Annotated in this window: 14 protein-coding genes; 13 read left to right on the top strand and 1 reads right to left on the bottom strand. The window is 27.1% G+C overall.

What is annotated here, in order from left to right:
• The first annotated feature begins 293 nt into the window (after positions 1–293).
• The 9 genes from KGF50_RS15230 (at position 294) to KGF50_RS15190 (ending at position 10813) form a co-directional block, all read left to right on the top strand.
• Positions 294–2804, top strand: a complete 2511-nt coding sequence (locus KGF50_RS15230; protein WP_227848853.1) for a diguanylate cyclase domain-containing protein — start codon at positions 294–296, stop codon at positions 2802–2804.
• A gap of 314 nt (positions 2805–3118) precedes the next feature.
• Positions 3119–3463, top strand: a complete 345-nt coding sequence (locus tag KGF50_RS15225; protein ID WP_227848852.1) for a zinc ribbon domain-containing protein YjdM — start codon at positions 3119–3121, stop codon at positions 3461–3463.
• Between the two features lie 105 nt (positions 3464–3568).
• A complete protein-coding gene (locus KGF50_RS15220; RefSeq protein WP_227848851.1) occupies positions 3569–3808 on the top strand; it encodes a hypothetical protein in 240 nt (79 codons plus the stop codon).
• Between the two features lie 655 nt (positions 3809–4463).
• Positions 4464–5624, top strand: a complete 1161-nt coding sequence (locus tag KGF50_RS15215) for a DUF116 domain-containing protein (RefSeq protein ID WP_227848850.1) — start codon at positions 4464–4466, stop codon at positions 5622–5624.
• An 86-nt stretch (positions 5625–5710) separates the two neighbouring features.
• Positions 5711–6577 (top strand): pentapeptide repeat-containing protein, encoded by an 867-nt coding sequence (locus tag KGF50_RS15210; RefSeq protein WP_227848849.1) that lies wholly within the window; start codon positions 5711–5713, stop codon positions 6575–6577.
• A gap of 111 nt (positions 6578–6688) precedes the next feature.
• Positions 6689–7093 (top strand): YmaF family protein, encoded by a 405-nt coding sequence (locus KGF50_RS15205; protein ID WP_227848848.1) that lies wholly within the window; start codon positions 6689–6691, stop codon positions 7091–7093.
• Positions 7094–7406: 313 nt separating this feature from the next.
• Positions 7407–7856, top strand: a complete 450-nt coding sequence (locus KGF50_RS15200) for a GNAT family N-acetyltransferase (protein ID WP_227848847.1) — start codon at positions 7407–7409, stop codon at positions 7854–7856.
• Between the two features lie 144 nt (positions 7857–8000).
• On the top strand, positions 8001–8708 hold the full coding sequence (locus tag KGF50_RS15195) for a pirin family protein (protein WP_227848846.1): 708 nt from the start codon (positions 8001–8003) through the stop codon (positions 8706–8708).
• Positions 8709–8977: 269 nt separating this feature from the next.
• Entirely contained in the window at positions 8978–10813 is a 1836-nt protein-coding gene (locus tag KGF50_RS15190) for a glycerophosphoryl diester phosphodiesterase membrane domain-containing protein (RefSeq protein WP_227848845.1), read from the top strand.
• Between the two features lie 96 nt (positions 10814–10909).
• Here KGF50_RS15190 and KGF50_RS15185 read toward each other — a convergent pair whose 3' ends face one another.
• The gene (locus tag KGF50_RS15185; RefSeq protein WP_227828621.1) at positions 10910–11236 is read right to left on the bottom strand and encodes a winged helix-turn-helix transcriptional regulator; all 327 of its coding nucleotides are present in this window, start codon (positions 11234–11236) and stop codon (positions 10910–10912) included.
• Between the two features lie 231 nt (positions 11237–11467).
• Between KGF50_RS15185 and KGF50_RS15180 the strand changes: the two genes are divergently transcribed.
• From KGF50_RS15180 to KGF50_RS15165, 4 genes are all read left to right on the top strand, one after another.
• Complete coding sequence (locus KGF50_RS15180) at positions 11468–11872, top strand: pyridoxamine 5'-phosphate oxidase family protein (RefSeq protein WP_227848844.1); 405 nt, start codon at positions 11468–11470, stop codon at positions 11870–11872.
• Between the two features lie 277 nt (positions 11873–12149).
• Complete coding sequence (locus KGF50_RS15175) at positions 12150–13058, top strand: DUF2268 domain-containing protein (protein WP_227848843.1); 909 nt, start codon at positions 12150–12152, stop codon at positions 13056–13058.
• 482 nt (positions 13059–13540) lie between these two features.
• Positions 13541–14953, top strand: coding sequence for a potassium/proton antiporter (locus KGF50_RS15170; RefSeq protein WP_227848842.1), 1413 nt, complete (start codon positions 13541–13543; stop codon positions 14951–14953).
• Positions 14954–15034: 81 nt separating this feature from the next.
• The gene (locus tag KGF50_RS15165; RefSeq protein WP_227848841.1) at positions 15035–15847 is read left to right on the top strand and encodes a MerR family transcriptional regulator; all 813 of its coding nucleotides are present in this window, start codon (positions 15035–15037) and stop codon (positions 15845–15847) included.
• Positions 15848–16018 lie beyond the last annotated feature (171 nt).

Below are 16018 nucleotides of genomic sequence, written 5' to 3'. Positions count from 1 at the left end.
TGCTTATACAGGTTTTACAGTATAAAATTTGTATTTAGAATTTACAAAGATTACTCATGAAATAGGATTTTGGTTATAACTAAGGTATTGAATGATGAATAGAGCATCAAAACATTTGCTAATTTAAAAGCTTTAGAGGGAGAAGTTTAGCAATAATGTGTGAAAATTTAAAAGTTAAACAAAATAATATTGTAAATAAAATAATTTGACACACACTGATGATTCACTTTTATAATTATACTAATAAATATAATAGATTAGAAGTGGATATAAAGATAGGAGGATAATTAAAAATGAAGCAAGAAGATACTGGCACACAGCGAATGTGTAAAGAAGAGAAAGTAACAAATAATGAAGTTATTTCAGAATATATGTTAAAATCCATGGATATTGGAGTTAGTAAGCATTTTTTAGATGATTCATTTACAATCATCTGGGGAAATACAGCTTTTTATCAGTTGTTGGGGTATACAGAGAAAGAATTTTTGCTTCATTTTTCTAGTCTCAAACATTATTATAGAGAGAATCTTTATCATTTTGAATCTATGAAAAATCGTTTTTTAGACGCTTATCATAATGGCAAAAAAAGTGTAGAATATCAAATTTGCATTCCAGTAAATCATGGAGACCATGTTTGGGTAATAATGAATGGTATATTAGTTGAATCACAGGAGGATGGAAAAGCAATAGTCTATATCTTGTATTCAAATATCAATGAGTTAAAAATTAGACAGAATGAGCTGTATGAGATGGAAAAAGAGAGTACAGAAGGTTTTAAGTGGATGATGTCAGAGTATGCTGGCAATGTATATATAAGTGATATGGATAACTATGAGTTATTGTATGTAAATAAACACTCATGTAATACTTTACAATCATCAGCAAATGAGGTCATTGGAAGAAAGTGTTATGAGGTGATTCAAGGTAGAACCTCACCATGTCCATTCTGTACAAATTCATATTTAAAAACAGATGAGATATATGAATGGGAATTTTATAACGCCATGCTGAATCGAACATTTATGATTAAAAATCGTATGCTAAACTGGGAAGGTCGAAGATCACGTATAGAGCTATCTTATGATATGTACAGTTCTGAATATAAACTTGCAAAAAAAGATCAGGAAAGAGAAGCAATCTTAAAAACTATTCCAGCAGGAATGGTTCGAATGGATGCAAGGGATTATCTTACAATACTTTGGTACAATGATATATTTCTGAACATGATTGAATATACAAAAGAGCAGTTTAAAGACGAGCTTCATAGCCAATGTTTATATCTATACCCTGATGATTATAAACGTGCGAAGATGCTGGCACAAGGTTTAAAAGAGTCTGGAGATAATGTTGTATTTGAAGCAAGAGTATATACACGTTCAAAGGAAGAACGTATATGGACTGTAACACTATGTTATGTGAGTGGTGAAGACAGTTGGGATGGAATACCATCTTTTTACAGTATAGGACTTGATATAACGAAAGAAAGAAAACAGATTGAGAAACTACAATACATAGCAGAGAAAGATGCGTTGACAGGAATTTATAATCGTGCTGAAACAGAAAAGCAGATTAAGGAATATTTTGAACAAAATTTAGATGCTATGGGTGCATTGTTTATGATTGACACAGATAATTTCAAACAGATTAATGATACAGAAGGTCACATGATTGGAGACATAGTGCTTACAGAGATGGCATCAGGCATGAAAAAAATAATGTGTGATAGTGATGTTGTTGGTAGAATAGGTGGAGATGAGTTTGCAATTTTTATGAAGAACATTTCTTCAACTAAAGATGCAGAAAAGAAAGCAGAAGAATTGCTGAATATGTTCCGTCATTTATTTCAGAAAGATAAAAGTTCTGTAAAAGTAACCTGTAGTATTGGAATATCTATATATCCAAAGGATGGTAACACATTCAAAGAAATGTATGCAAGAGCTGATAAAGCTTTATATCAGGCAAAAAATTTAGGCAAAAACAATTATGTCCTCTATAATCATGATTCCTTTAAAGAATTGGAAGAATTTAATTACTCTTCCCTTGGCACAGCTATTGATTCAGAAAAAAAATACGTTGAATCTTCCGATAATCTTACACGTTATATATTCCGTATCCTTTATCAAACGGATGATATAGACCAGACGATTAATATGATACTTGAAGTTGTTGGGAAGCAGTTTAATGTGAGTCGTGCTTATATCTTTGAAAATTCAGAAGATGGTCGATACACTTCTAATACTTATGAATGGTGTAATGAGGGAATTCTTCCTCAGATAGATTACTTGCAAAATACTGATTATGAGAACTATGGAGATTATGAAAAACTATTCGAAGATGATTCTGTTTTCTATTGTCGTGATATACATTCATTAAGTCCTGAACTAGAGGAATTGTTTTCTAGTCAAGATATCCACTCCACACTTCAATGTGCATATAGAGAAGATGAGGTGTTCAAAGGATTTGTTGGATTTGATGAATGTACAGGTCTACGTTTATGGACACAAGAAGAAGTCAGTACGTTAGCATTGATTTCTCAAGTTCTATCGATGTTTCTACAACGTAAGAAAAAGAAGAAATTAAATCAACAGATGCAGCAATACCAGACTATTATAGATAGTATTGATCAATGTATTTATGTTGTTGATAAGGAAGATAATTTGTTATTGTATGGAAATAAAAGATTTAAGAGTACATATCCTAAATTACATATTGGGCAGTATTGTAATTATGATTCTATAGATATTAATAAGACTCCTATAACATGGAATCAAAAGGAAGCATATTTATGTGTCAGTATGAGTTAGCAATAAAGAAAAAAATATACTGGATACAAACTAAATTTTACTTTAGGTAAAATATTTTCGTTAATTACAGAAAGTATTAGAGGTTTTATTAAGGAATTAGGTCAATTTTGTAATGATATTGATTTATAAAAAATAAGATTAGTTTTAGAAGCAGTTGATTATAACAGATTGACTGCTTTTTTTATAAATATTTAAAATCATAAGTACAGAGCTGAATTTGTCAATATAAGTATAATGTGGTATCATATAGGCTCAAAAGAAATTTTATATATTTAAAAATAAAATTAAAACTAATAAATGGAGGACATATAAATATGGAAAATTTGCCAAATTGCCCGAAATGTAATTCAGAATATACTTATGAAGATGGAACTCTTCTAGTTTGTCCAGAATGCTCTCATGAGTGGACCTTAGGATTAGATACAGAAGAAGATACAAACATTATTAAAGATGCAAATGGAAATGTGTTAAATGATGGAGATGCTGTAACAGTAATCAAAGACCTTAAAGTAAAAGGAAGTTCATCATCTATAAAGATAGGAACAAAAGTAAAAAGCATACGTTTAATTCATGACCCATCTGATGGGCATGATATAGAATGTAAAATAGATGGTTTTGGAGCTATGAAACTAAAGTCTTCTGTTGTCAAAAAAGCATAGTATAAAAAATTTGTGGTATTTATGAAATAATCTATATGGCTATTGTACAGATGTAAATTTAAGATTTTAAATGTAGTAATATAAAATTCATTAGGAGGGTAGCTTATGTGTTATTTTTTAAAAGGTGAAGAACAAGATTACTATGTAAACAAAGTAATGGAAGAAATGAAAAAAATATTACCTATAGTATATAGATGCTGTGAAGATAGTGAAGATGGAGAAGCAGTAGTTGGATGTGACGAAAATGGGGAAGCAAAACTATGGATAACATTTGACCCAAATGAAAGGTTAGAAATGGATAAACACATAGAAAAAGGTACATTACTAGAATATATTATGAGTTAAGAAAGAAATCTTAGTATTTCTTTCTTTTTTTGTGACAAATTTAGCTTATAGATTTTTAAAGGAGAATTTATATATTTTCTTATGTGAGTGTAATAGATTATTTTTCAATGGGTATTCTAAATATTTTACCTGTTCTCTTCAATAGACTATTATCACTATTACTGATATATTCACCAATATTCTTTTTCTTCATGCAACAATAGTTCCATTACTATTCTCTCTCTTATTTATATGTAAATTATTTGATTTTTTATATCATCAAGATTGAATTTATAATCATTTTATTCTTTCAATACTTTCAACATGATAACCTATGTTTGTTACTTATTATAACATGGATTTTCAAAAGTATGAAAAATTTCAACTTTTATCTGGATTTATAAGATACTGTATGTATACAATAGTTTGATAAAAATCAAGACAAAATTTAAAATAATACAATTTAAAGATGTGACATAAAATTATATCATAAACAAAGTGATAATAAGTTATGGAAAACGAGCAATTACTTTTTATTAAGATGTGATAAGATAAATATAAATAAGAGAATCAAAATATTTAAAGATATTTTAGGATATAGATTAAGTCTAAAATATTGAATAAAAAATAAATATGTGTTAGAAATATAATCAAATCTAATATAAAGGAGAGGTATATGGGAGAGATAGTAACTTATTCATTATGCCAAGAAGAGGAAATCTCTAATAAATATTATAAAGATATATCACTTTTTACCAATCAAGTAATAGATAAAGTTTGCAAATCTACTGATATACATACAGAAGAATTTAGAGGATTTATACATCAAAATAAGATAGAATGTTTAAGAAGCAATATGGAGTATGCATTTGAACTATTAGTTTTAGGTTTGTTATGGAAAATATATATAAATAAGTCAATAACATTAAAGAAAATACCAAAAAGTATACTTATAAAACTATCCAAATTAAGAGAGAAAAATGACATAAAAAGAACAGCAGATTTTTGTAGAGGGATTTTAGCAACGATATTTTTGAATAAAGAGTATGGAAATAATATAGGCTTAACACTAAAAAACTTTAGAAAACTAATTGATTGGTTATCAGCTACAGGAGAATTTAATCAAGAAATCAAGAGGCTAAAAATATGGATAGAGTATCTATCAAATAAATCTGAAAAGGAAATTAATGATGTAATACAAACAGCAATTCATCTTGGAGAATGGTTTGAGATAGAAAGTGATGAAAAGTTGGGTGGCTATACCATAAACGTTAAAAAATTTCACGATAAAATATATGATAGTCATAAATGGAGAGAAGATTATATTTACTGTGGACGTAAGAGAGTGGAATATCACCTAAATATGGTTGGAGCTGAAATAATGAACAGGTGCTATAGAAAAGAATTTTTAAATACAAAAGAAAAAAGACTACTTCTGCCCGTTTGTATGAGATTAAATTCTAATGTCGAATGTAATTCTATCAAAACAAAATATGGATATGTGTGTAAAAATTGTACTAAGTCCTGTCGAGTTAACAAATATACAGAATTGGGTCAAAAATATGATTTTAAAGTTTATATTATTCCTCACGAATCCGCTGCTTTTACAAAAGAAATGGTGGATGTTGAAGATGTAGGGATAATTGGTGTGGCATGTGTACTTAACCTTATATCTGGAGGATGGAAAGCGAAAAATTTTGGATTTATTCCACAATGTGTAGTATTAGACTATTGTGGATGCAAAAATCACTGGCATGAAAAAGGTATTGTTACAGATATTAACGTTGATAGATTACTGTATACTATTGGAATAAAGGACACTTTAACTTATAATTAAGGAGAAGTAATTTTGTACAAATAGTTTAAAAATGACTTATTAATAAATATTAATTTATAAAATGCAAAAACAAAAGGAGAATAGATATGAAAGCTATACATAAAGATAAATATAATAATCAACTATTTGAAAGTCTAAAAATTGACTGTGAAAAGTGTTTTGGACTTTGTTGTGTGGCCCTTTATTTCTCTGCTTCAGAAGACTTTCCTGTTAATAAGGAATCAGGTAAGCCATGTACTAACTTACAATCAGATTTTAAATGTTCTGTACATAAAAATCTTAGAAATCAAGGATTTAGAGGTTGTACTACATATGATTGCTTTGGTGCAGGTCAAAAGGTAGCACAAGTAACATATAAGGGAAAAAACTGGATACAAGAGCCAGAGTTAGCAAATCAAATGTTTGAAGTGTTTTTAGTTATGAGGCAGTTACATGAAATGTTATGGTATCTTAAAGAAGCATCTACATTAGATATATCTGATGCAATCAAAGAAAAACTTAATCTAATAATTGAAGAAACTGATAAAATAACGAATATGAGTCCAGAACAACTAATAGATTTAGATATAATATCACATCGAGCAAAAGTTAATTCATTATTGTCACAAGCTAGTGACTTTGTACTAGAAAAAGCTAAATCTTTTGCAAAGAGTTCTAATTTTAAAAATAAGAAAAAATTAAGTAAAAGTATGGATTTAATAGGAGCAGACCTTAGAAAAATAAATTTAATAGGGGCAGATTTAAAAGGTAAATTTCTTATAGCAGCTAATCTAAGAGGAGCAGATTTAAGTGGTGCTAATTTGATAGGAGCAGATTTAAGAGACTGTGATATTAGAGGTGCAAATCTTAAAAATAGTGTATTCCTTACACAATTACAGATTAATACTGCAAAGGGAGATTCTAATACAAAGTTGCCAGAGACATTAGTATGCCCTAAATATTGGAATAAATAATTAAATTATTACATAATACTACAAAATATGAACTTTTTTGACCATGGTTCATATTATATATTAGAGATTCTTTAGAGGAATTTCTTAATATATAATAGGAGAGATATAAAAATGAGTTGTCAAAATTGTAAATGTGAAAAAGATTATATGTACGATGATTATAAGTATAATAAATGTAATAAGTGTTGTAATGACTATGAAGAAATGACACATGTTCATGAGTACTCAGAAAGTGTTAAATTAGCAGAAGAATGTGACGATAGACATAATCATCGTGCAGCAGGAGTTACAGGTGAAGTTATACCAATAAATGGTGGAACAAATCATGTTCATAAAATAAATGATAATGTAGATTTTCTTGACCATTTCCACAAGATATGTGTTACAACAGGTCCAGCAATTAATATACCAGGAACTAATAAGCATGTTCACTTAGTATGTGGAAATACTACTGTTAGTGATGGCCATTGCCATAAATTCCTTTTTACTACTCAAATAGAAGCACCTTTAGTATAAACTAAGGTAAATTATTGTAGTAAATTTATTAAATGTAAGTCTGTAAATTATAAAGGTGTATTAGAGATAGTATTTAAATTTAATGAGGACTATGATATTAACTTTCATAGTCCTTTATAATTTCTATCTTTGATAAAAAAGAATATTTATAAGTATCAAAGGTATTTTAATTAGTATTCAACAATGAGTTTATTTGCCCAAAATACAGGATTATAATTTATAATAAACTATTTACAAAATAAAATTTTATGTAAGCATGACTAATATAAGATTGTACTATGTAATTAAAATGTACTATGAAGAGGAGATTATTATGAGTTCTGAAATGGTTTTTGAAATGAAACAAAGAAGTGCAAAAGAAGTTCAAGAGATGTTACAAGTTTGGGAATCATCAGTAAGAGCAACACATGATTTTTTAAAAGAAAAAGATATTGAATCTTTGAAGCCATTAGTCAAAATTGGTTTGACACAAGTAGAAACTATGGTTTGTGTAAAAGATGATAACATGATTAAAGCTTTTATGGGAATAGATAAAGGTAAAATTGAAATGTTATTTATAAAAGATGAATATAGGGGGAATGGTATTGGAAAAAAACTAATATTATATGCTATAGATAAATATAATATAAAATATGTTGATGTAAATGAACAAAATAAAAAAGCAGTGGGATTTTATATTCACTTAGAATTTAAAGAATTTGATAGGTCTGAAATAGATGAGCAAGGGAATCCATTTCCAATAATACATATGAAGCTAAGTTAATATAGGTATAGTTAAATGAAAAAATATACATATAAAAATATAGATATGTATATAAAGAATTCTACAACTTAAATAAAATTGTAATTATGCTAATTTCTTTGGGTAAATATAAATACAATACTATATTTGCAAGGAGGTAAGTTTATGATTAAGAAAATAGACCATAATAATATGGGGAAAAGTAAACTAGGATGGCTTACAAGTTGGTTTCATTTTTCATTTGCAGAATACTATAACCCTGAAAATATGAATTATGGAGCATTAAGAGTTATAAATGATGATTTAATACAACCACACACTGGATTTTCTACACATCCACATAAAGATATGGAAATAATAACTTATGTTGTCTGGGGAGAACTTACACATGGAGATAATATGAGTAATATTAGAACTCTCAAAAGAGGACAAGTTCAGTATATGAGTGCTGGTACAGGAGTGTTTCATAGTGAAATGAACGAAGGAAACGAGCTATTGCGTCTTTTACAAATTTGGATTATTCCAGATAAAATAGGATATACACCTAATTATGGAGACTATAAATTCAAATGGGAAGAAAGAGAGAATAAATGGCTTGAGGTTGTGTCAGGTCAAAACGGAAATGCACCAATTAAAATCCATCAAGATATGAATATATTTGTTACAGAGCTTACAAATGATAATACACTAAAATATGACTGTAAAGAAGGAAGACAGTTATATTTAGTATTGATTGAAGGAGAAGCAAATATCAATGATATAACCCTTTCAGAGCGTGATGCACTAGAAATATTAGATGAAAATATTGAGATTAAAACTGAAACAAATGCACATGTAATATTGTTTGATATGTCCAATAAAATAATACTATAAAAATGATAGACGTTATAATTTTAATTCTAGCAATTGAATTTAAAAATAATTTCTTTTCTATAGATTTAGTACTATATTAAATATATAAGCGAATACAAGTTAATAGTAAAAAGCACTTTCTTAAGAAGAAGAAAGTGTTTTTTTTATTTGTGAATAGTCGTAAATAGAATAATTTGTGAGATATTATATTAAATTATAAATTATTAAAAGATAATATATATTTAAGTGATTTACAGGTTAAAATATAATAAAAAGATTAAGGGGATATAATGAAAAAGAAAGTTTTAAATAATTTTATAAAATTGGTGAAATATAACTGGAGTACATTAATTCTATTTGAGTTATTTCATAAAGGATTAGCTTTGTTGATTATATTACCATCAATTAAATTTGTATTAAGTAGCTCTATGAAAAGTGCAAATATAGTGTATTTAAGTACTGATAATATAGGAGAAATATTAACTAATCCTCTATCAATAATATTAGCTATACTGTCAATTATAATATTGGCATTTTATATGTTTTTTGAATTTACTTCAGTAATTATTTGTTTTGATAAATCACGAATTTCTGAAAAAATTACTTTGTTTAAACTTATTAAATTATCCTTAAAAAAATCTATAAACATACTGAATCCTAAAAATATATTATTATTTGTGTTTGTATTACTAATAGTTCCATTAACAAATATAGCCTTAACGTCAGGTTTTATAGGTAAAATAAAACTTCCTGAATATATATTGGATTATATAAGTTCTAATATTGTTCTAAATATAATTTATATGGTTTTAATTTTAATATTATATATATCAGTTATTAGGTGGATTTTTAGTATACATGAAGTAACTCTAAATACAAATAGTTTTAAAGAAGCAAGGAACAAAAGTGCTAGCCTTACAAAAGGAAAAGCAATAAAATTAATACTTTATTCTTTAGTATTATCTCTAATAGTTACTATTATAGGGTATATAATTTATCATCTTATTGTTATACTGATAGGAATATGGACTAAAAATTATACCAATGCAAACTTTTTAAAAGATATATTTATTAGTAGATGTATTATGTTTAATGATTATGCAGCATTTATTTCATCAATAGCTATATTTATAATTAGTACTGGATTTATTTCTGCATTTTATTATGAATATAATGACATTCGTGTCTATAAAAAGAATCTAGAAAAACAAAAAAACTCAATAAAGGAAGTATTAAAAGCTACTTTGAAAATAGTAGTAATTTTATTTGTCTTACATATTGAGTCAATGATGTATTCTTTAAACAATGATATTTTATTTAATACTTCATTTTTTTATAACACAACAGCAACAGCGCACAGGGTTTCATCATTGGTTGCTCCAGAAAACACTATAGCAGCATTTAAAGAAACTTTTATAACTCAAGCTGAATATGCTGAAATTGATGTTCAAGAAACTAAAGATGGAGAGTTGATTTTATTTCATGATTCTAATTTTGAAAGAGTTACTGGTGTAAATAAAAATGTTTGGGAAGTAGATTATGATGAAATTAAGACATATGATGCAGGAAGCCATTTTAGGTCAGACTTTGCTGGAGAGAAAATACCAACTCTTGATGAGGCAATGAAGTATTCTAAGGGTAAAATAAAATTGCTAATAGAAATAAAGCTTAATGGTCATGAAAAAACTGATGTAGAAAAAAGAGTATTAGAGCTAATTAAATCAAATAGGCTAGATAGTCAATGTGTTGTAGCATCAATGAATAAAAATGTATTAAAGAAGGTTAAAAAATTAAATCCCAATATGGTAACTTGCTATTTAACTGCAGTTGCATATGGGAATTTTTATGACTGGGACTATGTTGATATATATGGGATAGAGTCCACATTTATAAATAAAAAAGTAGTAGATAACATACATCAAAAAGGAAAACAAGTTTTTGTATGGACTATTAATAACAGTAAATTAATGAAAAAAATGATTAATTTAAATGTAGATAGTATAATTACAGATAATCCATTTTTAGTAGATGATGTAATTTATTGGCAGAAAAATGGATTCATAAATAGAGTAGCTAATTATTTTTTTAGACATGATTTTGATAAAGATATAATTGAAGTGTACTAGACTAAAAAATGGGCAAATTATAAACTAATAAATAATAATATATTTATTTTAAAATATTTTAAATAACCGTATCATAGTGAAGAGATACGGTTATTTTTATTTGTTAATAACTTTATGTCTGTAATCATTTCCCCATTCATGCATTGAATTTAGAACTGGTTCAAGACTATAACCAGTTTCTGTTAGGGTATATTCTACTTTTGGAGGAACTTCTGGATAAACTTTTCTAGTTACTAAATCACTTTCTTCCATAGACCTTAAGTTTGATGTTAAAACTTTTTGAGTTATATTTCCAATAGATTTTTTGATTTCACCAAACCTTTTAGTACCATCTAATAGTTCTCGTATAATTAAGACTTTCCATCGATTACTGATGAGTTGTAAAGTAATCTCCACAGGACATTCAGGTAAATCTTTTTTCATAAATCGTAACACCCTTTCTTTAATAATCCTATTTAAAGTATTATATCATTTTAGGTAGTATGTATAAAAATTTATTTTAAATATATAAGTATTTAAAAATAAAATATGCCAATAGTTTCTATTAGGTAACTATAGTACTTTAAAGTGCTTACTATACAATAGATACTAATGAGTTTATTATATTATTAAAGAAATAAAAAATACAACAAATTATTTTAGGGGGTAGATGAAATGAATGAGGTAGTAAAATTTTTAAAGGAAAATCCAGTTCAATATTTTGCAACAATAGGAGCTGATGGAAAGCCAAAAGTTCGCCCATTCCAATTTATGATTGAAGAATGTGGAAAATTATATTTTTGTACAAGTAATGAAAAAGATGTATTTAAACAAGTTAAAAAAAGCCCATATGTAGAAATAACTACATCAACTCCTGAATTTGCTTGGATAAGACTATGTGGAAAAGTTATATTCTCAGATAATAAGGATATAAAGAAAAAAATAATTGAATCTAGTGAACTTGTTAAATCAATCTATAAGAATGAAGAGAATCCTACTTTTGAAATATTTTATCTTGAGGATGCTAAGGCTGTAATCTCAGATTTTTCAGGGGAGCCACCAAAAGAATATAGTATTTAATACAAAAAATAATTAATGCTAAGAGTTAGCAATATTATTCTAATAACATCAAAATAGTATTTAAGTTAGATGATAATATTATACTTGCTTTAACATAATTAATTCTAATAAATAAAATAAATATTTAGAAATCTTATACAAATCCATCACATTACAAATAAACAAGAGAGTCATATTATATCAAATTAAATGATTCTCTTGTTTATTTGTATAAGTTTATATATTGACATTGACGCTACGTAATTCTATATACTTTATTTTAAAGGAGATGATAAAAATGAATATTATAGAGGTACACTCAGATAAAATATATAAAAAAATAATGAATGCGCCAATAAATAAGAAAGAGGACATATACAGATATGAATTAATGAAACCTTTTGAGTTTAAGTGGAAGTGTATAAACGTCCCAATCACTGCAAAACAAGAAGGTGGATATGATGTAATTATGGCAAGTGATATGATGGGGGTTTTATCTCCAAAAGATATTAATGAAAGTCAAATAAATAACATAAATATTTTATCCAATGACAAACTTTGGAACAAGTGTAAAGAAACTATTGAAAATTCCATAAAGCCTTTTATAAAAGAGGGATATAAATTGAATACTGAGGAGTATAAATTTTCAATATTATTAGCAAATCCAGAAAGCCCTTATACAATATTAAGTGATGGATATTTTGGTGATGGTGGAATTCCAGGATATATATTTTTATTACTAGTTCCAAATGAGTATACTATTAATAGGTTACCAGTAGCACTAGCACATGAATGTAATCACAATATTAGATTTCAATTTATAAATTGGAGTAATGATATAACTTTGGAAGAAATGATGATAAATGAAGGTCTTGCAGAAAACTTTGCAACATGGATGTTTGGAGAGGATATGGTAGGGCCTTGGGTTGGTAAGACTGATATTGAAACACTGAATACCTATATAAAGCCGATAATTAAAAGTGGCTTGAAAGAAACTGGATTTCAAAATATAATATCATATCTTTATGGTGATGATATAGCTAAAATGCAAGGATATTTTCCAGTAGGACTACCTTATTGTGCAGGGTATGCTTGTGGTTACTATATGATTAAGTACTATTTAGAAAAAACAAACAAGTCAATAGTGGAGGCTACTTTATTACCATATAGTGAAATTATAGAGGTTGTAAGGGGGTTTTGGGATTAAATCTATAAGTTGCATAATCTAAAAAAGATTATGCAATTATTCTATTTTTGAGAAAAATAAATTGACAATGATTTGTAAGAAATATACAATAATATATATAAAGAAATATTTCAATGATAAAATTTTGAAGATTTCATATCTAGTGTATCTAATACTACATGCTAGTTTCTTATTACTTATCTAAATATTATGTATTTCATAGTCACCTGTAAATTTACTATAAAAATATGAAATACACTAAATAATCGACTGAAAAATGAAATATTAATTAAATAAAATTCAAACTATAAAGATTAAATGAATATAATTAAAGTAAATATATAAAATTGAGTACAAGAATCAACTTTTAATAGATTGTTAAATTTTAATTACACTTTGTACAATATAACTTATAAAACTTATATTATATTGATACTCAAATAAGCAGTATAATTGCAGATACAATTTAATCTGTAAAATTTATATGAAATGGAGATGATGCTATGACAGAATTGATGATTATAAGTGGGTTAGTGCTATTGATTTGTATAACCTCAAGCAAGGTATTATATAAATTTGGAGTACCAATATTATTGATTTTTATCTTATTGGGTATGTTATTTGGGTCTGATGGAATGGTAGGAATCTATTTTGATAACTATGAGTTAACAAGACAATTATGTTCTATTGGCTTGATATTCATAATGTTTTTTGGAGGATTTGGAACAAACTGGAATATGGCTAAACCAGTTGCAGTACCTTCCATACTGATGTCTTCATTAGGCGTAATAATTACAGCAGGTGTTACAGGAATCTTTTGTTACATGGTAATAGGAACTACTTTATTTGAAGGTTTGTTAATTGGAGCAATTGCAGCTTCAACAGATGCTGCATCTGTATTTGCTGTATTGCGTTCTCAAAAACTAAACCTAAAAGGTTCTCTTGCTTCATTATTAGAAGTTGAAAGTGGAAGTAATGACCCAATAGCATATATGTTAACATTAATTATTTTGACATTGATGAATAATTCTGGTGTAGAACTTATTATTCCAATGGTAATAAAACAAATAACTTTTGGATTGTCAATAGGATTTATATTGGCAAAATTATCTGTTTATATTTTGAGAAATTCAAATTTTGAGATAGAAGGATTTTATACTATATTTATTACAGCTATTGCGTTACTTTCTTATGCACTTAGTGAGTATGTTGGAGGAAATGGATATTTAAGTGTATATATTTCAGGTATCATTATAGGTAATAGTAAGATACCTCATAAAAGAAGTCTAGTTCATTTCTTTGATGGAATTTCATGGATTATGCAAATAATGTTATTCTTTATGTTAGGATTGTTATCCTTCCCTTCCAAACTACCAAGTGTATTTGGTATAGCAATGGCCATATCTATATTTATGATAATTATTGCAAGACCATTAGCCACATTTATAACTCTAGCAAAATTTAAATTTTCAAACAAAGAAAAATTGTTTATATCATGGGTAGGTCTTAGAGGTGCTGCATCAGTAGTTTTTGCAATTGTTGCAGTTACTAAAGGAGTAGTTATAGAAAATGATATATTTCATATAATATTTTTCATAGCATTACTTTCAGTAGGAGTACAAGGTACGTTGATACCAACTGTAGCAAAGAAGTTAGACTTGGTTGATGATAACACACCTGTATTAAAAACATTTAATGACTATGATGGAGAAATTAGTTCTAAACTTATAGAAGTAAATATAGATAATGATAGTAAGTGGGCTGACAAGAGTATAATGGATTCTAATATACCAGAGGATATATTAATAGTTATGATAAAACGAAAAGAGCAGGTTTTAGTACCTAAAGGGTCAACGGTTATAAAAAGAGGGGATACTTTAGTATTAAGTGGAGATAGAATTGAAGAATTAATATAATTATAATTTATTTAATATTGACTTTAACCTAAGGGTAAGGTTTAAACTTAAATTAATCAAATCTAATGCGCAGGTGATGAGATGTTTTCTATAGGAATGTTTTCTAAAATAAATAAAATAACTACAAAGACATTAAGGTATTATGAAGATATAGGGCTGTTAGAACCAGAATATGTAGACGAATTTACAAAATACAGATACTATACAACTGAACAATTACCAAAATTGCATCAAATAATCACTTTAAAACAGATGGGCCTATCACTAGTTAAAATAAAAGAAATAATAGAAAAGCCTGAAGAAGTCGAAAAGATTTTAATAAACAAAGAAAAAGAGATATTAGATGTGATGAGGAGTGAAGAATATAAGCTTATTAAACTACGTAATTACCTTAAAAACTTAAAAGGAGAAGTCGATATGAATAATGTAATTATTAAGTATCTACCAAAAGTTAAAATTGCGTCTATGAGAAAAGTACTAAAGAATTATGATGAGCTTTTCAATTTGTTTCCAAACGTAATGGCTGGAGAAATGATGAAGTCAGGGTGCACATGTATGGTTCCAGACTATTGTTTCAATATATATCATGATGGTGAATATAGAGAAACAGATATGGATGTTGAGATGTGCCAAGCGATAAATGACCTAAAAGAAGACACGGATTTATTAAAATTTAAAGAAATAGATGAAGTTGAAAATGCAGTTTGTATATTGCATAATGGTCCATATTCAACATTAGGAAAAACTTATGCAGATGCATTTAAATGGATACAAGATAATAAATATGAAGTAATAGGGCATTTTAGAGAATCTTATATAGATGGTATATGGAATAAAGAAAATGAAGAAGACTGGTTAACAGAAATTCAGATACCCGTGAAACATATTTTATAATAAATTAAAATAATATATAAGTAATTAAACAAGGTCTGTCTAAATAAAAAGATAGGCCTTATTTTTATATTTAATATATTTTACTAGATTTTTTTGTATTTAAATATGCAATTTAAAATAGAGTTTTATACAACTAAGTTTAGAAAAGCTGGTCTAATATAAGTAATACAA

This window comes from Clostridioides sp. ZZV15-6598 (assembly GCF_020657705.1).
In the GTDB taxonomy this organism is placed as follows: Bacteria; Bacillota; Clostridia; order Peptostreptococcales; family Peptostreptococcaceae; genus Clostridioides; species Clostridioides difficile_F.
Note: the sequence above shows the minus strand (reverse complement) of the source record. Positions and strands in the feature narration are given on the sequence as shown.